Source organism: Clavibacter sepedonicus (assembly GCF_000069225.1).
In the GTDB taxonomy this organism is placed as follows: Bacteria; Actinomycetota; Actinomycetes; order Actinomycetales; family Microbacteriaceae; genus Clavibacter; species Clavibacter sepedonicus.
Map to the genome: position 1 here is coordinate 1,635,382 of NC_010407.1, position 21,426 is coordinate 1,656,807.

At 74.9% G+C, this 21,426-nt stretch carries 18 protein-coding genes; 17 read left to right on the top strand and 1 reads right to left on the bottom strand.

Features of this window, described 5'->3' with window-relative positions; all coding sequences use genetic code 11:
• The first annotated feature begins 58 nt into the window (after positions 1-58).
• The 8 genes from dnaG (at position 59) to CMS_RS07770 (ending at position 10,891) form a co-directional block, all read left to right on the top strand.
• The gene (gene dnaG, locus CMS_RS07735; RefSeq protein WP_012298927.1) at positions 59-1,951 is read left to right on the top strand and encodes a DNA primase; all 1,893 of its coding nucleotides are present in this window, start codon (positions 59-61) and stop codon (positions 1,949-1,951) included.
• A gap of 198 nt (positions 1,952-2,149) precedes the next feature.
• A complete protein-coding gene (locus CMS_RS07740) occupies positions 2,150-3,805 on the top strand; it encodes an ABC transporter substrate-binding protein (protein WP_012298928.1) in 1,656 nt (551 codons plus the stop codon).
• Between the two features lie 146 nt (positions 3,806-3,951).
• Entirely contained in the window at positions 3,952-5,046 is a 1,095-nt protein-coding gene (locus CMS_RS07745; RefSeq protein ID WP_012298929.1) for an ABC transporter permease, read from the top strand.
• A gap of 1 nt (position 5,047) precedes the next feature.
• Positions 5,048-6,022 carry an ABC transporter permease gene (locus CMS_RS07750; RefSeq protein ID WP_012298930.1) on the top strand — a complete coding sequence of 325 codons (975 nt, stop codon included), beginning with the start codon at positions 5,048-5,050 and terminating at the stop codon, positions 6,020-6,022.
• On the top strand, positions 6,019-7,731 hold the full coding sequence (locus tag CMS_RS07755; RefSeq protein WP_012298931.1) for a dipeptide ABC transporter ATP-binding protein: 1,713 nt from the start codon (positions 6,019-6,021) through the stop codon (positions 7,729-7,731). Before CMS_RS07750 ends, CMS_RS07755 begins: the two co-directional genes overlap by 4 nt.
• A gap of 113 nt (positions 7,732-7,844) precedes the next feature.
• On the top strand, positions 7,845-8,780 hold the full coding sequence (locus CMS_RS07760; protein ID WP_012298932.1) for an ABC transporter ATP-binding protein: 936 nt from the start codon (positions 7,845-7,847) through the stop codon (positions 8,778-8,780).
• 110 nt (positions 8,781-8,890) lie between these two features.
• Positions 8,891-9,796, top strand: coding sequence for a D-isomer specific 2-hydroxyacid dehydrogenase family protein (locus CMS_RS07765; protein ID WP_012298933.1), 906 nt, complete (start codon positions 8,891-8,893; stop codon positions 9,794-9,796).
• Between the two features lie 63 nt (positions 9,797-9,859).
• The gene (locus CMS_RS07770; RefSeq protein WP_012298934.1) at positions 9,860-10,891 is read left to right on the top strand and encodes a lactonase family protein; all 1,032 of its coding nucleotides are present in this window, start codon (positions 9,860-9,862) and stop codon (positions 10,889-10,891) included.
• Positions 10,892-10,910: 19 nt separating this feature from the next.
• Here the strand turns inward: CMS_RS07770 and CMS_RS07775 are convergent, their stop codons facing one another.
• Positions 10,911-11,306 carry a hypothetical protein gene (locus CMS_RS07775; RefSeq protein WP_041464522.1) on the bottom strand — a complete coding sequence of 132 codons (396 nt, stop codon included), beginning with the start codon at positions 11,304-11,306 and terminating at the stop codon, positions 10,911-10,913.
• 106 nt (positions 11,307-11,412) lie between these two features.
• Between CMS_RS07775 and CMS_RS07780 the strand changes: the two genes are divergently transcribed.
• The 9 genes from CMS_RS07780 (at position 11,413) to CMS_RS07820 (ending at position 21,332) form a co-directional block, all read left to right on the top strand.
• Positions 11,413-11,601, top strand: a complete 189-nt coding sequence (locus tag CMS_RS07780) for a streptamidine-related RiPP repeat protein (RefSeq protein ID WP_012298936.1) — start codon at positions 11,413-11,415, stop codon at positions 11,599-11,601.
• A gap of 100 nt (positions 11,602-11,701) precedes the next feature.
• Complete coding sequence (locus tag CMS_RS17330; RefSeq protein WP_012298937.1) at positions 11,702-12,652, top strand: hypothetical protein; 951 nt, start codon at positions 11,702-11,704, stop codon at positions 12,650-12,652.
• Positions 12,649-14,268, top strand: coding sequence for a CocE/NonD family hydrolase (locus CMS_RS17335; protein ID WP_012298938.1), 1,620 nt, complete (start codon positions 12,649-12,651; stop codon positions 14,266-14,268). The genes CMS_RS17330 and CMS_RS17335 overlap by 4 nt, the downstream gene beginning before the upstream one ends.
• Positions 14,265-15,641: a YcaO-like family protein gene (locus CMS_RS07795; RefSeq protein WP_012298939.1), complete on the top strand. Its 1,377-nt coding sequence runs from the start codon at positions 14,265-14,267 to the stop codon at positions 15,639-15,641. Before CMS_RS17335 ends, CMS_RS07795 begins: the two co-directional genes overlap by 4 nt.
• An 8-nt stretch (positions 15,642-15,649) precedes the next feature.
• A complete protein-coding gene (locus tag CMS_RS07800; protein WP_049791910.1) occupies positions 15,650-17,056 on the top strand; it encodes a YcaO-like family protein in 1,407 nt (468 codons plus the stop codon).
• 71 nt (positions 17,057-17,127) lie between these two features.
• Complete coding sequence (locus CMS_RS07805; RefSeq protein ID WP_086935898.1) at positions 17,128-18,258, top strand: FecCD family ABC transporter permease; 1,131 nt, start codon at positions 17,128-17,130, stop codon at positions 18,256-18,258.
• Positions 18,255-19,049 (top strand): ABC transporter ATP-binding protein, encoded by a 795-nt coding sequence (locus tag CMS_RS07810; protein WP_012298942.1) that lies wholly within the window; start codon positions 18,255-18,257, stop codon positions 19,047-19,049. Before CMS_RS07805 ends, CMS_RS07810 begins: the two co-directional genes overlap by 4 nt.
• Positions 19,046-20,056 (top strand): ABC transporter substrate-binding protein, encoded by a 1,011-nt coding sequence (locus tag CMS_RS07815; RefSeq protein ID WP_012298943.1) that lies wholly within the window; start codon positions 19,046-19,048, stop codon positions 20,054-20,056. Before CMS_RS07810 ends, CMS_RS07815 begins: the two co-directional genes overlap by 4 nt.
• Positions 20,049-21,332 (top strand): MFS transporter, encoded by a 1,284-nt coding sequence (locus tag CMS_RS07820; RefSeq protein ID WP_012298944.1) that lies wholly within the window; start codon positions 20,049-20,051, stop codon positions 21,330-21,332. The genes CMS_RS07815 and CMS_RS07820 overlap by 8 nt, the downstream gene beginning before the upstream one ends.
• The last annotated feature ends 94 nt before the right edge of the window (positions 21,333-21,426 follow it).

Here is a 21,426-nt window from a genome sequence, read left to right on the forward strand (position 1 = left end):
CTCGGCTGATGCCCGCAGGGCCGCGGCTCGCCGCGGACGCCGGTCGTAGGATGAGCCGATGGCCCTGATCCGCAAGAACGACATCGACGAGGTCCGCTCCCGGGTCAACCTGGGCGACGTGGTGGGGGAGTACGTCACCCTCAAGTCCGCCGGCGTCGGATCGCTCAAGGGCCTCTGCCCCTTCCACGACGAGCGCACCCCGAGCTTCCACGTGCGGCCGCAGGTCGGCTTCTACCACTGCTTCGGCTGCGGCGAGGGCGGCGACGTCTACACGTTCCTGCAGCACATGGACCACGTGACCTTCGCCGAGGCCGTGGAGCGCATGGCGCAGCGCATCGGCTACCAGCTCCATTACGAGGACGGACAGGCGGCCACGGACCAGGGCAACCGGTCGCGCCTGCTCGGCGCGAACGAGGCGGCCGCGGAGTTCTTCGTGGAGCAGCTCGGATCCGAGGAGGCGGAGATCGGCCGCACCTTCCTCGGGGAGCGCGGCTTCGACCAGGGCGCCGCGCAGCGCTTCGGCGTCGGCTTTGCCCCGCAGAGCTGGGACGCGCTCTCCTCGCACCTCAAGGCCAAGGGCTACGCGGAGGCCGAGCTCGTGACCGCCGGTCTCCTCAGCCAGGGCGACCGCGGCGCGTACGACCGGTTCCGCGGTCGGCTGGTCTGGCCCATCCGCGACCTCACGGGCGCCACCGTCGGTTTCGGCGCGCGGCGCCTCCGCGAGGACGACAAGGGCCCCAAGTACCTCAACACCCCCGAGACGCCCGTCTACCACAAAAGCTCCGTGCTCTACGGGCTCGACCTCGCCAAGCGCGACGTGAGCCGCGGCCGGCAGGTCGTGGTGGTCGAGGGCTACACCGACGTCATGGCGTGCCACCTAGCGGGGATCACCACGGCGGTCGCCACGTGCGGCACGTCGTTCGGCGTCGACCACATCAAGGTGCTCCGCCGCGTGCTCGGCGACGACAGTGGCCTCGGCGAGGTCGTCTTCACCTTCGACCCCGACGCCGCAGGCCAGAAGGCCGCCATGCGCGCGTTCTCGGAGGAGCGGCGCTTCGCCGCGCAGACGTATGTCGCGGTCGGGCCCGAGGGCCTGGATCCGTGCGACCTCCGCCTCACGCGCGGCGACGACGCCGTACGCCGGATGATCCAGGGCAAGAAGCCCATGTTCGAGTTCGCGATCAAGCAGATCCTCGCCGACCACGACCTCGAGACCGTCGAGGGCCGGGTCGCCGCGCTCCGGGCAGCCGCGCCCGTGGTCGCCGACATCCGCGACCCGTCGCTCCGCCCGGGCTATGCGCGCGAGCTCGCCGGGTGGCTCGGCATGGACCTCACCGAGGTCGGCCGCGCCGTCCAGACCGCGGGCCGCAGCATGCCCGCCGACGGCGCCGACCGGTCGGGCGGCGCGCCGCAGGGCCGTCACGCGCAGGGCGGGCACGGCCCGGACGACGACGGCGCAGGCGACGCGTCCCGCTCCATGTCGCTCATGGACCTGCCGACCGACCTCGCGACCCGCCTCGAGCGCGACGCCCTCATGGCGATGCTGCAGCACCCCGAGCTCGTGGGGAACGACCTCGTCATGCGCGCCGCGCAGGTGACCTTCGTCAACGAGAGCCTCGCGGTCGTCCGCGACGGCGTCATCGGGAGCATGGACGCCCTCGGCGGCGCCGACTGGCTCTCGCGCGTGGCCCTCGAGGTGCCGGAGTCGTTCGCGACGCTCGTCAAGCAGCTCGGCGTCGCACCGCTGCCGAACCGCGGCGACGCCGACAAGCTGGCCGTCTACGTGAAGGGCGTCACGGCCGAGCTCGTCGGGCGCGACCTGCTGCGGCGCAAGGCCGACCTCATCGGCCGGCTGCAGCGCACGGACGCGACGCACGAGCGCGAGCGGTACCAGGAGATCCAGCGCGAGCTCATGCAGGTCGAGGCCGAACGCCGCGCGCTCCGCGAATAGGCGCGATCCGTCCGCGTGGACCGCGTCCCACGACGGATCCCGTCGCGCGGGCCATGTTGCATTCGTGTGAAGAAGCGTCTCCGCGCGTCCCCGGGGTCGGGGCTGCTGTTTCCCGTGTGTTAGAAATCATGCACAGCACAGCGTCCGTGTCTCACCCGTCGCGGGCGCGATCCCCTTCATGAAAGAGGCACTCGGAACATGACGTCCGCATTCTCCCGGCGCTCACGCGTCCTGCTCGCCACGGCCGGGTTCTCCGCCGCGGCCCTCGTCCTCGCCGGCTGCTCCGGCGGATCCGGCGACCCGCTCGCCGAGGACGGCGCCTCAGGCGGCGGTTCCATCGTCGTCGGCACGACCGACAAGGTCCTCTCGCTCGACCCCGCCGGCTCCTACGACAACGGCTCGTTCGCGGTGCAGAACCAGGTCTACCCCTTCCTGTTCAACAGCCCGTACGGCAGCCCGGACGTCGAGCCCGACCTCGCCGTCTCCGGCGAGTACACCTCGCCGAACGAGTTCACGGTCGAGCTGAAGCCCGACCTGAAGTTCGCGAACGGCCACGCGCTCACCGCGAGCGACGTCAAGTACACGTTCGACCGCATCGCGACCATCGCGGCCAACGGCGCCGACAACGGCAACGGCCCGTCGTCGCTGCTCGCGAACGTCGAGTCCGTCGCCGCGCCGGACGACACCACCGTCGTCTTCACGCTGAAGACCGCGAACGACCAGACGTTCGAGCAGGTGCTCTCCAGCCCCGCCGGCCCCATCGTCGACGAGGAGGTTTTCCCGGCCGACAAGCTCGCCGACCCGGCCGACATCGTCGCGGCGAACGCCTTCGCGGGCCAGTACGTCATCACCGACTTCCAGCTCAACCAGCTCGTCGCGTACGCGCCCAACGCCGACTACCAGGGCGTCCTGCCGAAGCCCGCGAACGGCGGCGTGACCGCGCGCTACTACGCGGACGAGACCACGATGAAGCTCGCCGTGCAGAACGGCGAGATCGACGTCGTGGGCCGCTCGCTCGGCGCGACCGACATCGCGGACCTCAAGAAGGACGACTCCGTCCAGGTCATCGACGGCCCCGGCGGCGAGATCCGCTACATCACGTTCAACCTGAACACGCAGCCCTTCGGCAAGACGACGGGCGAGGCCGACGAGGCCAAGGCCCTCGCCGTGCGCACGGCCGCGGCCGACCTCGTCGACCGCGAGGAGCTGTCGACCCAGGTCTACAACGGCACCTACACGCCGCTCTACTCCTACGTGGCCGACGGCCTCTCCGGCGCCAACGAGGCGCTCAAGGGCGTCTACGGCGACGGGAACGGCGGGCCGGACGCGGACAAGGCCGCGAAGGCCCTGTCCGATGCGGGCGTGCAGACGCCCGTCGCGCTGCAGCTCCAGTTCAACCCGGACCACTACGGCGCAGGATCGGACGACGAGTACGCGCTCATCAAGCAGCAGCTCGAGGCGACCGGCCTGTTCCAGGTCAACCTGCAGTCCACGATCTGGGACCAGTACAGCAAGGCCCGCGTCAACGACGAGTACCCGGCGTACCAGCTCGGCTGGTTCCCCGACTGCTCGGACGCGGACAACTACCTGACGCCGTTCTTCTCCCCGCAGTCCTTCGTGAAGAACCACTACGACAACCCCACCGTGACGGACCTCATCACGCAGCAGCTGTCGGAGGCGGACTCCACGAAGCGCGCCGAGCTCATCGGCCAGATCCAGGACGACGTCGCCGCCGACCTGCCGACCCTGCCCCTGCTCCAGGGCTCGCAGGTCGCGGTGGCCGGCAAGGACGTGAAGGGCGTGACGCTCGACGCCTCCTTCAAGTTCCGCTACGCACCGATCACCAAGGGCTAGCCGGCCCGACGGAGGCCGTCTCCTAGGCTGAAGGCCTCCTCGGATGGGGCGTCCCGCTGCGGCGGGACGCCCCATCCCCATGCCGCCCCGTGTGGCATCCCGACCCGGCGCACCACCCGCACGACGACCCGAAAGGCACCACTTCCGTGACCGTCATCCCGGACGCGATCCCCGCGTCCGCGCCCCCCGGGGCGCAGCAGCCCAAGGCCCGGAAGCAGGGGATCGGGCTCGGCCAGTACATCCTCATCCGCGCCGTGCTCATCATCCCGACCGTGTTCATCCTCGTGACGCTGGTGTTCTTCCTCATGCGCATCGTGGGCGACCCGATCTCCGCCGCCGTGGGCGACCGCCTCACGCCCGAGCAGCTGCAGGAGCGCCTCGCGACCGCCGGGTTCGACCGGCCGATCATCGTGCAGTACCTCGAGTACCTCGGCCAGATCGCGACGGGGAACTTCGGCCGCTCGCTCACCGACAACCGGCTCATCAGCGAGGTGCTGCTGCAGTACGGCTCGGCCACGCTCGAGCTCGTCATCTACTCGCTGATCGTGGCTTTCCTCATCGGCATCCCGCTCGGCCTCGTGGCCGCCTACTACAAGGACCGCACGCCCGACGCCGTGCTGCGGATCCTCGCGATCCTCGCCTACGCCACGCCCGTCTTCTTCGCGGGCCTGCTCCTCAAGCTCGTGTTCTCGGTCTGGCTCGGGATCCTCCCGCTGTCCGGCCGTGCGGACACGCGCGTCGAGGTGGCCCTCGGCCGGCTGGAGAACCCGACCGGCATCTACCTGATCGACGCGCTCCGCCTCGGCAGCCCCACCGCCGTCAGCGACGTGCTCGAGCACGCGGTGCTGCCGGCGCTCGCGCTGGGGCTCCTCACCGCGGGCATCTTCCTGCGGCTCGTGCGCACCAACGTCATCTCGACGCTCGGCACCGAGTACGTGGACGCGGCGCGCTCGCGCGGCGTCGGCGAGTTCCGGCTCACGACCCGGCACGCGCTGAAGCCCGCCCTCATCCCGATCATCACGGTCGTGGGCCTGCAGATCGCCGTCATGCTCGGCGGCGCGGTGCTCACGGAGACCACGTTCGAGTGGCGGGGCCTCGGCTTTCAGCTCGCGCAGTACCTCGCGGCGCGCGACTTCGTCGCCGTGCAGGGGATCGTGGCGCTGCTGGCCGTGATCGTGGCCGTGACCAACTTCATCGTCGACGTCGTCGCGGCGCTCATCGATCCGCGAGTGAGGTACTGACATGACCGCCACCACCACGTCCCCCGCCCCCGCCCCGGCACGCCGCACCCTGTTCCAGCGCCTCCCGCTCGTCTCGCACGTGCGGCAGAGCGTGGGCCTCCAGCGCGGCATGCTCGTCGCCGGCATGGTCATCACGGGGATCTTCATCCTGCTCGCGGCGCTCGCGCCCGTCATCGCGCCGTTCGGCTTCGCGCAGGGCCGCGACGACAGCGGGTCGTTCCCGCGCCAGTCCGCGCCCGACGGCACGCACATCTGGGGAACCACGGTCGGCGGATACGACGTGTTCTCGCGCGTCGTCTGGGGCACGCAGACCGCGCTGTCCGTCGTCGTGATCGCCGTGATCCTCTCGCTGTTCGTCGGAGTGCTGCTCGGCGTGGTCTCCGGCTACCTCGGCGGCTGGCTCGACCGGATCCTCGTGGTCATCGCCGACGCCATCTACCCGTTCCCGACGCTGCTGCTCGCCATCGTGGTCAGCATCGTGCTGAACGGCGGCCAGTCGAGCCTGTGGGGCGGCATCCTGTCCGCGGCCGTGAGCATCACGGTCGTCTACATCCCGCAGTACTTCCGGGTCATCCGCGCCGAGGTCGTGCGGCTGAAGGCGGAGGCGTTCGTCGAGAGCGCCAAGGTCATCGGCACGTCGACGCCGCGGATCATGTTCGTGCACGTGCTGCGGAACTCCACCCGCACGCTGCCGCTGATCCTCACGCTCAACGCCTCCGAGGCGATCCTCACGCTCGCGGGCCTGGGCTTCCTCGGCTTCGGCATCTCGCCGACGTCGGCCGCCGAGTGGGGCTACGACCTCAACCGCGCGCTCGCGGACACCGCGAGCGGCGTCTGGTGGACGGGCGTCTTCCCCGGCGTCGCCATCGTGCTGCTGGTCCTCGGGCTCACGCTCGTCGGCGAGAGCGTGAACGACATCTCCGACCCCAAGCTGCGCGCCCGCAAGCGCGCCGACACGAAGAAGGTGGCCGCATGAGCGACGTCGTCTCCATCCGCGACCTCGGCGTCACCTTCGCGACCGACGGCGGCGACGTCCGCGCGGTCGACGGGGTGTCCCTGACCGTGTCGCCCGGCGAGATCCTCGCCATCGTGGGGGAGTCGGGGTCGGGCAAGTCCGTCACCGCCCGCACGATCCTCGGCCTCCTGCCGGACACGGCCGTCACCGACGGGGCCGTGCTCCTCAGCGACCGGAAGGGCGCGGGCGCGGTCGACGTGCTGTCCATCTCCGCCGACCAGCTGCGCCAGGCGCGCGGCCGCGACGTGGCGATGGTGTTCCAGGAGCCGTCGACGGCGCTGAACCCCGTGCACACGGTGGGCTGGCAGATCGTCGAGGGCCTGCGCGCCCACGGCCGCGTCTCGAAGAAGGAGGGCCGCGCGAAGGCGATCGACATCCTCCGCCGCGTCGGCATCCCGGATCCCGAGACCCGGGTCGACCACTACCCGCACCAGTTCTCGGGCGGGCAGAAGCAGCGCGTGGTCATCGCGATGGCGCTCGTCCTGGATCCCGGCCTCATCGTCGCCGACGAGCCCACCACCGCTCTCGACGTGACCGTGCAGGCGGAGATCCTCGACCTGCTGCGCCGCTGCCGCGACGAGTTCGGAGCGGCCGTCATCCTCATCACGCACAACATGGGCGTCGTGGCCGACCTCGCCGACCGCGTGGCCGTCATGTACCGCTCGCGGCTCGTGGAGCAGGCCGACGTCGCCACGCTCTTCGCGTCGCCGAAGGAGGAGTACACCAGGAACCTCCTGGCGTCCGTCCCGAAGCTCGGCGAGGGCGTCGCCGCGACGGTGGAGCGCGCCGCGGTGCGCACCCGCGCGCGGGCGGCGTCGGCCACCGAGGCGGCCCCCGTGGTCGTCGCGAAGGGGCTCGAGATCGAGTACCCGGGGCGCCTGGGGAGCCCGGCGTTCCGCGCCGTCAAGGGCGTGGACCTGCGCATCGAGGCCGGCGAGGTCCTCGGGCTCGTGGGGGAGTCGGGCTCGGGCAAGACCACCATCGGCCGCGCCATCGCGGGCCTGACCAACGTGACCGGCGGATCCCTCCGGGTCCTCGGCACCGAGATGCTCGGCGTGCGGGAGCGCGACTTCCGCACGCAGCGCGCCGACATCGGGTTCGTGTTCCAGGATCCGGCGACGAGCTTCAACCCGCGCCTCACCATCGCCGAGTGCGTGGCCGAGCCGCTCATCGTGCACGGACGCGCGAGGTCCCCGCAGGCCGCGCGCGCCCGCGTCGACGAGCTGATGGAAGCGGTGCAGCTGCCGAAGGCCTTCGGCGACCGCTACCCGCACGAGCTCTCCGGCGGTCAGCGCCAGCGCGCGAGCCTCGCCCGCGCCCTCGCGCTCGAGCCGAGCCTGCTGGTGGCCGACGAGCCCACGAGCGCGCTCGACGTGTCGGTGCAGGCGCGCGTGCTGGAGCTCTTCGCCGAACTGCAGCGCGAGCTCGGGTTCGCGGCGCTCTTCATCAGCCACGACCTGGCCGTGGTCGACCTGCTCGCCGACCGGATCGCCGTGCTCTACCGCGGTGAGCTGGTGGAGGAGGGGACGGGCGCCGAGGTGCTGGGGAACCCGCAGCACCCGTACACGCAGCGCCTCCTCGCGTCGCTGCCCGTCCCGGATCCCGCGGAGCAGGCCGAGCGCCGCGCCCGGCTGCACGCGCTGCGGGCCGCCGAGCGGACCGCCGGCTGACGGGCTCCGAGCGGGGCCCGGCCCACCCCGGGCATGATGGGTCGGAACCCGCACCCGTCGTGCGGCCGGTCACGCCGGCCCACCGCACGACCACGCCGAGGACGGAGCAGCGCATGACGCACACCCCCCGAGACGCCGACGCGGACGGCGGATCCGCCGAGCCCGTGCTCGACGCCCGCGACCTGCGGCTGGCGTACCCCGCCCGCCGCGGGGCGGAGACGCCGCCGGCCGTCGACGGGATCACGCTGCGGATCATGCCGGGCGAGGTGCTCGGCGTGGTGGGCGCGAGCGGATCCGGGAAGTCGTCGCTCGCGCGCGTGCTCGCGGGTCTCGTCCCGTCGGGCGACGAGGGGGCAGCCGTGCCGCGGATCACGGGCGGCGACGCCTCCGTGCTCGGCCAGGGCCTCCGCCGCATGGGCCGCCGGGCGCGCACGCGCACCACGTACGGCATCGGCTACGTGCCGCAGGACGCGGGTACCACGCTGCACCCGCAGCTGACGGCGAGCGAGGCCATCGCCGAGCCGATCTTCTCCCGCGACCGCCGCTTCGACAGCCAGGTCGCCGCGCGCCGCGTCGTGACCCTGCTCGCGGCGCTCGACCTGCCGCCCGGCACGCAGGACCGCTACCCGCACGAGCTCTCCAGCGGCCAGCGCCAGCGCGTCGCCCTCGCCCGCGCGCTCGTGCTCGGCCCGCGCCTCCTCATCGCCGACGAGCCGACCTCGGGCGTCGACGTCATGAGCCGCGTCGCCGTCCTCGACCTGCTGCGCGACCTCCAGTCCCGAGGCGGCTTCTCCGCCCTCATCGTCAGCCACGACCTCGCCGTCGTCGAGCGCCTCACCGACCGCCTCGCCGTGCTGCACCGCGGCACGCTGGTGGGCTACGGCGCGATCGACGACGTGCTCGCGGATCCCACGCACCCGTACGTGCAGGGCCTCGCCGAGTCGCGCATGGCCGCCGAGCCCGCGCCCGACGGAGCCGGCCCCGACGTCGTGCTGCGATCCCCCGAACCGCCCGCCCGCGTCCCGCATCCCCGGAGGCCCCGCACATGACCGACACCACCGCATCCGCATCCGCCCCGCGCCGCGTCCACCGCGCGGTCGACGGCGCCACCCCGCACCGCCTCACGGGCGACGCGCGTCCGGCGCCCGGCCCCATCGCGATGCTGCCGCGCACCGAGGACGCATACCTCGAGGCCGTCCGTGCGGCCGGCGGCGAGGTGGCCGACCTCTCCGAGGAGACCCGCGGCATCGTCTGGCTGTCCATCACCCGCGCCGCCGAGCTCACGGACACGCTCGCCGCGAACCCGCAGGTCCAGTGGGTGCAGCTGCCGTTCGCGGGCGTCGACGCCTTCGCCGACACCCTCCGCGCGTGCGACCGGCCCGACCTCGTCTGGACGAGCGCCAAGGGCGCCTACTCCGAGCCGGTCGCCGAGCACGCGCTCGCGCTGACCCTCGCGACCCTGCGCCAGCTGCCGGAGCGCGCCCGGGCGACGTCCTGGGGATCCTCCGCCGGCCTCTCGCTCTACCGTGCGGAGGTGGTGGTGGTCGGCGCCGGCGGCATCGCGCTGGAGTACATCCGGCTGCTCGCCCCGTTCGACTGCACGGTCACGGTCGTGCGCCGCAGCGGCGACCCCGTCGAGGGCGCGGATCGCACCATCACGGCCGACCGGCTCGACGAGGTGCTCGCGAGCGCCGACGTCGTCATGCTCGCCGCGGCCAGCACCGACGACACCGCCGGGCTCATCGGCGCCGCGCAGCTCGCGGCGATGAAGGACACGGCGGTCCTCGTCAACATCGCCCGCGGCGCGCTCGTCGACCCCGACGCGCTCGTCGACGCGCTCCGCTCGGGCGCGATCCACGGCGCGGGCCTCGACGTCACGTCGCCCGAGCCGCTGCCCGACGGCCACCCGCTGTTCTCCGAGCAGCGGTGCATCGTCACGCCGCACACCGCCGACACCCCGGACATGGTCCGGCCGCTGCTGGCCGAGCGGATCCGCCTCAACACGGAAGGCTTCCTCCGCACGGGCGACTTCGTCGGCATCGTGGAGCCGTCCTCGGGCTACTGACGCCGGCGTGCCCGCTGCCCGCCCGCCCGCGCCGCGTCGGACGCGACCCGTAGGGTGAGGACCATGATGACGCCCGAGGAAGCCGCCGTGCCCGAGGTCTCGATGTGGGCGGGCGGCTACACCGCCGACGCCGGCGGATCGGGCGTCGGCATCACGGCTCTCGCGGTCGACCCCATAACGGGCGACCTCGCGGTCGTCGGCACCGCCGTGGAGACGCCGTCGCCCTCGTTCCTCCTCGCGCACGGGGACATGGTCTACGCGGTGGGGGAGGCAGCCGACCGCGTGGAGGCGTTCCGCCACGGTCCCGTGGGATCGCTGCAGTGGGCGGGCGGGCAGCCGAGCGGCGGATCCGGCCCCTGCCACCTGCACGTGGTCAACGGCGTGCTCCTCACCGCGCACTACGGCGACGGCACCGTCGCCGTCCACCCGCTCTCGGGCGACGGCACCCTCGGCGAGGCGACGCAGCTCCTGACGGCCGAGGGATCCGGCCCCCGCCCGCAGCAGGACGGCCCGCACGCGCACGCCACGCTCCACGTCGGCGGCGGCATCGTCCTCAGCGCCGACCTCGGCACCGACACGGTGCACGTCCACGCCCTCCACGACGGCCGCCTCGACCGGATCGGCGCCGTCGCCCTCCCCGCGGGCACGGGGCCCCGGCACATGGCCCTCCTGTCGTCGGGCCGCGTTCTCCTCGTCGGCGAGCTCGACGGCACCCTGCACGCGCTCGAGGGCCAGGGCGCGACCTGGCGCGTCGCCTGGTCCACCGTGTGCGCGTCCGAGACCGATGCCCGCGACTCCGCCGCCGAGGTGCAGGTGTCCGCCGACGAGCGGCTCGCCTACGTCGGCCTCCGCGGCTCCGACCGGATCGCGGTGGTCGGCATCGCCGTCGACGGCGCGCTCACGCCGGTCGCCGCGTTCGACTGCGGCGGCGCGACGCCGCGCCACCACGCGATCGTCGACGACCGGCTGCACGTCGCGAACCAGGGATCCGGCACGGTCGCGTCCTTCCGGCTCGACCCGGCGACGGGGCTCCCCACCGCGGCACCCGCCGTGATCGCCGTCCCGACCCCGACCTACCTGCTGCCCATCGGCTAGCGGCGCGGCGTCGCGCGGGTCAGCGCAGCAGTAGGGAAGCGGCGGCCCGGATCTCCTCCTCGACACCGAGCCCGCGCCAGCCCGCGGAGGTGAACGCGCGGCCGCCGACCCCGTTGCGGTCCATCAGGGCGAAGCCGACCGCGCGGATCCCGGAGTACGCGATGAGGACGGGACGCGCGGGATCCGACACGAGCGCCACGACGCGGCCGCGCCGGGACTCCAGGAGCGGCAGCGTGCCGTCGGCCGGATCACCGGGTCGCGCGGCGAGGGCGTCGTCGACGGGGTCGACGTCGTGGGACGCGGCCTCGTCCGGATCGCCGGTCACGGTCGCGCGCTCCCGGTGGTCCTCCTCGAGCAGGGCCCACAGCCGGTCCGCGTCGTGGGGCCGCGCCTGCACGACCTGGAACATCCCCATGGGCCGACGCTACCTGTGGACAGCGGATCCGGCGGAGATCCGGGTGGCCCTATCGTCTCCCCCGTATTGAGAATGGTTCTCGATACTAGAGAGAGAGGATGACGACATGAATGACGTCTCCATCACCAGGATCGCCGGCGACGACGTGCTGAGCGCGCCGCAGGGCCCGGGCACGAACGCCCTCGTCCACAACCCCTTCGCCGTCGAGGCCATCGCCGGCGACGACGTGCTCAGCGCACCGCAGGGCCCGGGCACGAACGCCCTCGTCCACAACCCCTTCGCTCTCCAGCACTAGGAGAGGGAAGCCGACCGGCGCGCACCCGCGCGCCGGCCGGGACGACGTCCGCCCGCATCCGCCGCCCGGCCCGCGCCGCCGCCACCGAACGTGAGACCGCATGCTCCACCTCGCCCCGCACCACCGCCTCTACCGCGTCGCCGTCGACGAGTGGCGGCACGTGACCCCCGCCCTGGAGTTCCACCGTGTCAGCGGCCCCGACGCGCTCGTCGCCGAGGTCGTCGCGCGCCTCGCCGCGGGCGGGGTGACGGATCCGGACGACCCGGCGGCCGGGGAGGACGCGGGCGCGCCCCTCGTCCGCCTGCTGCGGGATCGGGGCGCCCTCATCGCGCGCCGGGCCGACCGCCCGCGGCCGCTCCCTGGCACGGGCATGGTCGCCGTCCAGGGCACCGGCCCGGTCGCCGACGCCCTGCACGCCCTGCTCGGCGAGAGCTCGGTGGCCCTCGCGCCGGACGACGACGTCCCCGCGACCGCGTCCGCCCTCGTCTCCGTCGCACCCGAGCAGCCCGACGCCGCCTGGACAACCCTCGGCGGGGAGCTCGCGCGCACCGGGCTGCCCTGGCACCGCGTGCACCAGGAGGGCGAGCTGCTCGTCGTCGGGCCGCTGCAGGCCCCGGGCGGCGAAGGGGCCGTCACCTACGCCGACTACCGCGGACGTCGGCGCGCCGCGCATCGCGTGGTCGAGGAGCTCGACCGGCTCTGGCGCGAGGCCGACGCGCGTGCCGCCGCCGGGATCGCGCCGCCGGACGCCTGGCACGGGGTCGGCACGGGCGCCGCCGCCGCCGCCGCGGGCATCGTCATCCACGAGCTGGCGGAGCACCTGTCCCGCACGACCGGCGGCCGACGCGAGGAGGCGCACGCGGGCGGGGAGGAGCACGCGACCGGGCCCGCGATCCGGTACGAGCACACGGTGGTGGTCGCGTCCGGCCTCGTCGAGCGCCACCCCGTGCTGCCGCTGCCCGTCGACCTCGCGGGCCCGCCCGCCTCCGCTGCCTCCCCGACATCCGCTCCGCTCGGAGCCGCCCACCCGACCGCCCCGGGCGAGCGGTGACCGGCCACGACCGGTTCGGCGTCCCGCTGCGCGCATCCGACGGCGCCGTGCTCGTGCACGACGCCCACGTGCCGCACACCGCCGGACCCGGGGCGCGCGTGCCCTGCGTCGTCACGCGCACCCCGTACGGCCGCTCCCGCCACCTCGCCGAGGGCCGTGGCTGGCGCGAGCGCGGCTGGGCCTTCGTCGTGCAGGACGTCCGCGGCCGCCACGACTCCGACGGCACCTGGGCGCCGTACCGCGGCGAGCGCGCCGACGGAGCCGCCCTCGTGGACTGGGTCACCGCGCAGCCCTGGAGCGACGGCCGCGTCATCGCGCACGGCGGCTCGTACTCCGGCTACACCGCGTGGGCCATGGCGGTCGAGCGCCCGTCGGCCGTCCGCGCGGTCGTGTCCCTCGGCCCGTCGATGTCGCTCGCCCGCACCAAGTTCGGCGGCGGCGGGATCCTCCGGCTCGCGGAGCACGCGTCCTGGTGGCTGGAACGCGGCGACTCCCGCACGAGCCGCGACGGCCTGGCGGCGCTCGTCTTCCGCGAGCGGCCGGGGCTCCTCCGGCACCTGCCCGTCGTCGACCTGCCCCGCGAGATGGGCGCGCACCTGCCGTCGTGGGCCGGGATCGTGGATGACGGGGCCGGTGCACGCACGGGGGAGGAGATCACCCGGGCCGAGCTCGCCGCCCTGACCGCCGCGACCCTGCACGTGGGCGGCTGGCACGACCTGCTGCTCCCGGAGACGCTCGAGCACCACGGCGTCGCCGGATCCGACGTGCCCGGCACGCCGTCGCACCTCCTCGTCGGCCCCTGGGAGCACGACCTCGTGGGCAGCGGGTCCGGGCGCGTGGGCGACCTCGACCACGGCGACGACGCCGTCATCCCGTGGGGCCGCATGCTCGTGGACTGGATCCGCGACGCCCTCGACGGCACCCTCGCGGCCCGGCGCGCCCGCGTGCACGTGCGCGGATCCGGCTGGGAGGACCACGACGCCTGGCCGCCGCCGCACACGCCGACCCGCGTGGCATGGACGACGGGCGGCGCGCTCGCGTTCGTGCACGACCCGCGGGACCCGCGGCCGTCGCGGCACCCGGGCGTCGACCGCCGCGCCCTCGCGTCGCGTCCCGACGCGGTGCGCGCCGTGACCCGGCCGCTCGACGCGCCGCTGCGACTCACCGGGGACGTCGCCGTCGAGCTGACGAGCGGATCCGACGCGCCCGGCACCGACTGGATCGCGCGGCTGCTCGCCCGCGACCGCGACGGCGCGGAGCAGGAGCTCGCGGTGGGGGAGGCGACCGTCGCCGGTCCGCACGAGGGGGTGCGGATCGGGATCCCGCTGGGTCCCGTCGCGGCCCTCCTGCCCGCAGGCACCGTCCTCGTGCTGGAGCTCGCCGGAGCGGACGCGCCGCGCCTCGCCCGGAACCTCGGCGGGCCGCCCGGGGAGCGGTGCACGTCCACGACGCAGTCGCCCGTGCGGCAGCGGGTCATCCTCGGCGCCGCGTCCCCGCTCACGCTGGTGCTGCCGATCGCGGCGGGCACGGCCCCGACCCCGGACGGCGGGCGGGCGGGCGGCGAGCCGGCCGACGCCGTGGGCCCCGCGGACCCGACGAGCGGATCCGCATCGTGAGCGTCGCGGACCTCGTCGACGCGCGGACCGGCCTCATCACCTCGCTCGCGCGGCAGCCGGTCGACCCGCGCCTGCCCTTCGCCTGGGTCGGGCACGGCGCCACCGTCTCCCGCGCGGACCGCTTCGCGCCGTGGCGGGCCGACGGCTTCGGCTTCGGCGCCTCCGCGGGCGACCCGGTGCCCGCACGGCTCGCCGCGTGCGGGGAGGCCGTCGAGCGCTACTGCGGCAACGCCGTCCCCGAGCGGCTCGTCCGGGGATCGCACGCGTCGCTCACGGCCGGCGGGGCACGCGCGGTGGATCCCGAGGAGCTCGCCCTCTACTCGCCCGCGCAGCACGCGGCACCCGGCTTCCCCTTCCAGCCGTCCACGCGGCACGACGAGGTGCTCTGGGCCCACGGCGTCGACCTCCACGACGGCGGCCCCGTCCTCGTGCCCGCCTCCCTCGCCTGGCTCGACTTCGTGCACGGCTCCCGCGCCCGGGAGGTGCCGCGCCACTCGCTCGCCTACTCCGGGATCGCCGCGGGATCCGACCGCCGCATGGCCGTGCGGAACGCGGTCGAGGAGCTGTGGGAGCGCGACGCCTCCGTCATCTGGTGGGCGAGCGGAGCCTCCACGCGCGCGCTCGACGACGGCGGCAGGATCACGGGCGCGCTCGGCTGGCCCGACGACCCGACGACACCGGCCGTCCGCGTGCGCCTGCTCGAGGTGCCGTCGGAGTCGCCCGCGCCCGTCGTCGCCGCGTTCCTCGAGGAGGAGCACGACGACGGATCCCGCATGGTCGCGTTCGGCAGCGCCTGCCGCAGCACGCCGGAGCACGCGGCGACCAAGGCGCTCGTGGAGGCGCTCGGCCTCCTGCAGCTCACCCGGCAGCTCGTCGACCCGACGAGCGAGGTGTGGCGCGCCGTGCGCGCCGGCGGCATCGAGGAGCACGTGTTCCTGCCGTACCGCGCCGACCGGCGCTACCTCGACGACGCGGGCCCCGACTACGCGCGCCTCACCGACCTGCCGCCCGTGGCGCAGCTGCACCTCGACCCGCGGATGAACGGCGCGCACCTCGACCGGCTGCGGCCCACCGCATCCGCGCCCCTCGAGTCCCTCCGGCGGATCGACGCGGCCGACCCGCTCGACGCGCACCTGGAGGCGCTCGCCCGGCTGGGGCTCCGCGCCGTGTCCGTCGACCTGACCACGCCCGACGTCCGGCTCGCCGGGCTCGAGGTCGTACGGGTGGTCGTGCCCGGGCTCGTCGGGAACGGGCCGCCCGCCTACCCGCTGCGGGGATCCGACCGCTACCTCGACGTGCCACGGCGCCTCGGGTTCGACCGGATCCCGGCGAGCGCCGACGACCTCGTCCCCGACCCGATCCCCCTGGCATGAGAGGCCCGATGGACCCCGCACCCGCACCCGCATCCGCACGCCCGACCGACCTCAGGCCCGCCGGTCTCGCGCCGGCCCACCTCGCGCCGACCGACCTCAGGCCCGCCGACCTCGCGCCGGCCGACCTCGTGGACGCGCGCACCGGCGTCGTCCGCCGCATCGAGCCCCGCGCGACGCCCGCGCACTTCCCGCCCGCGTTCCAGCTCGCGCACGCCGTGCTCGCCGACTCCACGGCGTTCTGCCCGTGGGCGTCCGACGCGTCAGGCGCCGGCCACTCCTTCGCGGATCCGGACGCCGTGCTCGGCGCCGCCGTCGGGGAAGCGGTCGAGCGGTACTGCGGCAACCTCGTGCCCGCCGGGCTCGTGCGGTCGTCGGCCCGGCGGCTCCGCGCCGCCGGTCGGCCCGTGCTGGGTCCGACCGCGCTCGCCCTGTACTCCGCCGCGCAGCACGCGAGCGGCCTCCTGCCGGTCGCGGTGCTGGACGACGACGCCGTCGTGGACTGGACGGAGGCCGAGCGGCTGGGCACGGGGGAGCGCCTGCTCGTCCCCGCATCGCTGGTCTGGGTCGCGCACGCGCTCCTCGTGCCGCCCGCGATGCACCCCATCATGCAGGCCGGGCTCGCGACCGGACGCACCGCCGACGAGGCGCTGTGGGGCGGCCTCGGCGAGGTGATCGAGCGCGACGCGATGACGCGCGCGTGGACGGACGGCGACGGCCTCGTCGAGCTCGAGGTGCCGCGCGCCCTGCACGACCTCGCGCGCGGACCCGCCGACGCGCTCTCCTGCCGCTGGTTCCTGTTCCCGCACGCGTCCGGGCTGCCGATCGTGGGGGCGCTCCTCGCCGACGCCCGCACCGGCTACCTCACGCTGGGCATGGCGAGCGGCGGCCTCCCGAGGCGCGCCGCCCGCAAGGCCCTCGGGGAGGCCCTCCAGCTGCAGCTCTTCCAGGCCGACCTCGACGATCCCGCCGGCCCCTACATGGCCGCCGCGCGCGACCCGCGCAGCCCGCTGAAGCCCTGGCGCGCGGACCGCGCCTACCGCCGCTCGTACCGGCCCGACCTCGCCGACGTCGTCGACTACGGCTGCCACCTGCAGCTGCACCTGGACCCCGGCGTCCAGCGGGCGTTCCACGAGGAGCTGGAGCGGTCGATCACCAACCGCCTGCCGCTCGACGACGTCAGTGGCCGGTGGGACGGCCCGCACCGGCTGGGCGAGCTGGTCGAGGAGCTGCGGGCGCAGGGACGGGAGGTGCTCGCGGTCGACGTGACGCTGCCGGAGATCCGTCGCGCCGGCCTGCACGTGACGCGCGTGATCGTCCCCGGGCTCCGCTCGAACGCGCCCCACGCGCTGCCGTTCCTCGGCGGGCCGGATCCCGCGCCGCCGCGACCTGCGCGGCCGGTCCCGCTCCCGCACTGAGCCCGCAGGCGACGCGCGCCGACCACGCCCGCACGACCATCCCCACCCGACGATCCCCACCCGAGAGCCGCATGGAACCGACCACAGCCCCCGCCCGTGGACCCGCCGCCACGGCCACCGCGCCACCCGCCGCCGCGATCCCCACCCCGCCCGCTCCCCGCCGCGCCCGCGCCGTGCGCCGCGTGCTCGTCCCCGCCCTCGTCATCGCGGCCCCGCTCGTGCTGGCGGTCGCGATGGGGATCGGGTCGGTGTCGGTGTCGCCCCTGCACGTCGCGCAGGTGGTGCTGCACCACGCCGTCGGCGCGGACGTCGGCGCAGGGATCGACCCCATCGACGACCAGATCGTGTGGGAGTACCGGGCGCCGCGCGTGCTGCTCGCCCTCGTCACGGGCGCGGCGCTCGCCCTCGCCGGCACCGTGCTGCAGACCCTCATCCGGAACCCGCTCGCGGATCCCTTCGTGCTCGGCATCGCGTCGGGCGCGTCGCTCGGGGCGGTGGCGACGCTCGTCGTCGGCGCGTCGGCGGCCGGGTTCCTCGCGACCCTCGGGGTCACCGGCGCGGCGTTCGCGGGCGCCATCGGCACCCTCGCGCTCGTGCTGGCGCTCGGGCGGCGGGGCGGCCGCGTGGATCCGGCGCGCCTGGTGCTCGTCGGCGTCTCGATCTCGTCGCTCCTGCAGGCGCTCACCAGCTGGCTGCAGCTGCAGGCGTCCCCCGACCAGATCGCCGGCGTGCTGTTCTGGCTCCTCGGCAGCGTCTCGGGCGCCACCTGGTCGTCGCTCGCGCTGCCCGCCGCGGCGCTCGCGATCGGGCTCGTCGGTCTCCTCGCCGGCGGGCGCACCCTCGACGCGCTCCTCCTCGGCGACGACCGCGCGGCGTCGCTCGGCGTCGACCTCTCCCGGTCCCGCACGATCCTCTTCGCCGTCTCCGCGCTGCTCACGGCCGCCGCCGTGTCGGTGGTGGGCGGCGTCGGCTTCGTCGGGCTCATCGCCCCGCACCTCGTCCGCCTCGTCGTGGGACCCGCGCACCGGCGCCTCCTGCCGCTCGCCGCGCTCGTCGGCGGCCTGTTCCTCGTCCTCGCCGACCTCGCGGGGCGCACGCTCACCGCGCCGCGGGAGCTGCCGCTCTCGATCGTCACCGCGCTCGTCGGCGTCCCCGTCTTCCTGGCGGTCCTGCTCCGCGCCGACGGAGGGCGGACCCGATGAGGCTCTCGATCGAGGACGTGGCCGTGCGGATCGGCCGCGCGACCCCCGTGACGTCCGCGACGCTCGAGGCGGGCGACGGCGAGCTGGTCGGGCTCGTCGGGCCGAACGGCAGCGGCAAGTCCACGCTCCTCAAAGCCCTGTACCGGGCCCTGCCCGTCGCCCACGGCACGGTCCTCCTCGGCGACCGCGACCTCCGCGGCATGCGGCCGCGCGACTCCGCCCGCATCCTCGCCGCGCTCACGCAGGACCACGGGGACGACGGCGCGCTCGACGTCCGCGCCGTCGTCGCCACCGGCCTCACGCCGCACAAGGGCGCGCTCGACCGCGACACCGACGACGACCGCGCGCTCGACGACGCCTGCCTCGCGCGGACGGGGGCGACGGCCCTCGCCGACCGGGCCGTCCGCTCCCTGTCGGGCGGCGAGCGCCAGCGCGTGATGCTCGCGGCGGCCCTCGCGCAGCGTCCGCGCATCCTCGTGCTCGACGAACCCACGAACCACCTCGACGTCGCGACGCAGCTGGAGCTGCTCGACCTCGTGCGCGGCCTCGGCGTGACGGTGGTCGTCGCCCTGCACGACCTCAACCTCGCGGCGGCGTACTGCGACCGGATCCACGTCGTGCACCACGGCCGCATCGTCGCGGGCGGCACACCCGACGAGGTGCTCCGGCCGGGGATCCTCCGCGACGTCTTCGGCGTCGACGTGCACCTCGGCGAGCACCCCGTCACCGGCCGCCGCCACCTGTTCTTCAGCACGCCCACCACGACCCCCACCCAGGACGGACGACCATGACCCCCCGCACCCGCGCGCACCACCGCACGACGACCCGGATCCTCGCCCTCGCCGCCGGCGCCACCGCCGCCGCCCTCCTGCTCGCGGGCTGCACGGCCGCCCCCGCCGACGGCGACGCCACGCCGGCAGCCGCCCCGGCGGCAGGGCCTGTCTCCGTCGACTCGTGCGACCGCACGCTCGCGTTCCCCGCCGGACCGCAGCGCATCGTGTCGCTGTGGCCCGCCGTCACCGAGATGCTGCTCGAGCTCGGCGCGGGCGACCGGATCGTCGGCCAGGCGTTCACCGACCAGTCGCCGCCGCTCGACCGCTACCGGGACGCGTACGACCGGGTGCCCGTCCTCGCGACGGGCGCCGTCGACCGCGAGACCCTGCTGGCTGCGCACCCCGACCTCATCGTCGCCGACGGCGAGTACCACTTCGACGGCACCGAGCTGCCCACCATCGACGACCTGGCCGCGCTCGGGATCCGCGTCTACGTCATCAGCTCCTTCTGCCACGGCCAGGTCACCACCGGGCACGTCGACGACGCCGCCACCGACCTGCAGTCGCTCGGCACGCTGCTCGGCGCAGGGGAGGCGGCCGACCGCGCCGTCGCCGACGAGCGGTCGCAGCTCGCCGCGGTGGACGCGCGCGTGCAGGGCCGGGACCCGGTCGACCTCGCCGTGCTGCAGGTCTTCGACGGATCCGTGTACGCCGACGCCCGCGGCCTCTACAGCGACGTGGTCACGCGCGCCGGCGGCCGGAACATGTACGAGAACGCCCTCCCCGCCGACCAGTACTACGCGGAGGTCAGCGTCGAGGACGTCGCCAAGCGGGATCCCGCCACGATCGTCTACCTCTACTCGACGGATGCCGAGCGCGACAGCGTGCGCGCCGACCTCCAGGCGAGGCTGCCGGGCGTGCGGGCCGTGCGCGACGGACGGCTGCTGGCGCTGCCGTCCACCGACTTCATCGGCTCCCGCGCGGTCGACGGGGTCGTGGCCCTGGACGCGCTGCTCCATGGCTGACGCGGCGGCGGCTGACGGGGCGCAGGCGGCCGGCAGCCCGCGCGCGTTCGACCTCTACGTCGTCTCGCGCTGCGTCTCCTGGGCGGGCAACGCGCTCACGGCGGTCGCGCTCCCCGTGCTCGTCTACTCGACCACGGGCGACCCCGCGCTGCTCGGGCTCGTCGCGATGATGGAGGCGCTCCCGTACCTCGTGCTCGCCCTGCCGGTGGGCGCGCTCGTGGACGGCTGGGACGCCCGGCGGACGATGCTCGTCACCACGTGGCTGAGCGCCGCGGCGACCGCGTCCGTCCCGCTCGCGGCGCTGGCCGGCACACCGCATCCGGCCCTCCTCGTGGGCGTCGCGGCGGCCGTCTCCTCGCTGTTCGTCTTCTTCGACGCCGCCAGCTTCTCCGCCGTGCCCGCCCTCGTCGGCCGCGACCGGGTGGGCGCCGCCACCACGCGCATGACGACCGCCTACACGGTCATCGGCATCGCCGGGCCCCTCGCGGGGGCCCCAGCGGTCGCAGGGCTGGGGGCGCCCGCCGTCCTGGCGCTCGACGCGGCGAGCTACGCGGCCGCGGCCGTGCTCATGACGCGCGTGACCTGGACCCCGCCCGCCCGCGCGGCAGCCACGACCCGGCGCCGCATCGGCCGCGAGATCCTGGAGGGGCTGCAGCACATCCGCCGGGCACCGCTCGTCCGCGACCTCACGCTCGTGGGCGCCGGCAGCAGCCTGACCGGGGGAGCGGTGACGGGCACGCTCGTCGTGATGATCGCCCGCGGGCTCGACGAGCGGGCCGACGGACCGGCGCTCGGGATCCTCGCCGCCGCCGCCGCCTGCGGCACCCTCGTGGCCTCGCGCGCGCTCGATCCGATCCAGCGGCGGCTCGGCGTCGGCGCCATCGCGATCGGGGCCCTCGCCCTGCAGGTCGCCCTGACGGCGGCATGGTCCGCGGTCGCGTCCCTGGTCGTCGCGGTGCTCGTGCTCGCGGCCTGGCAGGCGGCGACGTCGACCGTGGCGCTCTCCGGGATCGTCGTCCGCCAGACCGTCACGCCCGCGCACCTCCAGGGCCGCGTCAACACGACGGCGCGCATGATCGCGTGGGGCGGGCAGCCGATCGGCGCGGGCCTCGGCGGCGTGCTCGCCGCCTCCGTGGGGATCCGCGCGGCGGTCCTCCTCACCGGCCTCGGCGCCGTCGCGAGCCTCGCGGGTGCCGCGGCGTCCAGCCTCCGTCGAGCCCCTCGCCTGGCCGACCTGCCGGTGCCCGACGCCCGGGACGCGCCCGTCGCGCGCTAGGTGTACTCGGCCGTGACGTTGGTGACACTTCGGGGCGTGTGAAGAGGCCTCCTGGCTTGATGGAGCTGTTCAGTTCAACCATCGCCAGGAGGCC

Bases quoted from the DNA above. Each gene is read 5' to 3' on its own strand.
- CMS_RS07805 (WP_086935898.1), top strand. From the start codon at position 17,128: ATGGAACCGACCACAGCCCCCGCCCGTGGACCCGCCGCCACGGCCACC.
- CMS_RS07765 (WP_012298933.1), top strand. From the start codon at position 8,891: ATGCTGCCGCGCACCGAGGACGCATACCTCGAGGCCGTCCGTGCGGCC.
- CMS_RS17330 (WP_012298937.1), top strand. From the start codon at position 11,702: ATGCTCCACCTCGCCCCGCACCACCGCCTCTACCGCGTCGCCGTCGAC.
- CMS_RS07755 (WP_012298931.1), top strand. From the start codon at position 6,019: ATGAGCGACGTCGTCTCCATCCGCGACCTCGGCGTCACCTTCGCGACC.
- CMS_RS07740 (WP_012298928.1), top strand. From the start codon at position 2,150: ATGACGTCCGCATTCTCCCGGCGCTCACGCGTCCTGCTCGCCACGGCC.
- CMS_RS07770 (WP_012298934.1), top strand. From the start codon at position 9,860: ATGATGACGCCCGAGGAAGCCGCCGTGCCCGAGGTCTCGATGTGGGCG.
- CMS_RS07800 (WP_049791910.1), top strand. From the start codon at position 15,650: ATGGACCCCGCACCCGCACCCGCATCCGCACGCCCGACCGACCTCAGG.
- CMS_RS07810 (WP_012298942.1), top strand. From the start codon at position 18,255: ATGAGGCTCTCGATCGAGGACGTGGCCGTGCGGATCGGCCGCGCGACC.
- dnaG (WP_012298927.1), top strand. From the start codon at position 59: ATGGCCCTGATCCGCAAGAACGACATCGACGAGGTCCGCTCCCGGGTC.
- CMS_RS07815 (WP_012298943.1), top strand. From the start codon at position 19,046: ATGACCCCCCGCACCCGCGCGCACCACCGCACGACGACCCGGATCCTC.
- CMS_RS07780 (WP_012298936.1), top strand. From the start codon at position 11,413: ATGAATGACGTCTCCATCACCAGGATCGCCGGCGACGACGTGCTGAGC.
- CMS_RS07820 (WP_012298944.1), top strand. From the start codon at position 20,049: ATGGCTGACGCGGCGGCGGCTGACGGGGCGCAGGCGGCCGGCAGCCCG.
- CMS_RS07760 (WP_012298932.1), top strand. From the start codon at position 7,845: ATGACGCACACCCCCCGAGACGCCGACGCGGACGGCGGATCCGCCGAG.
- CMS_RS07750 (WP_012298930.1), top strand. From the start codon at position 5,048: ATGACCGCCACCACCACGTCCCCCGCCCCCGCCCCGGCACGCCGCACC.
- CMS_RS07775 (WP_041464522.1), bottom strand. From the start codon at position 11,306: ATGGGGATGTTCCAGGTCGTGCAGGCGCGGCCCCACGACGCGGACCGG.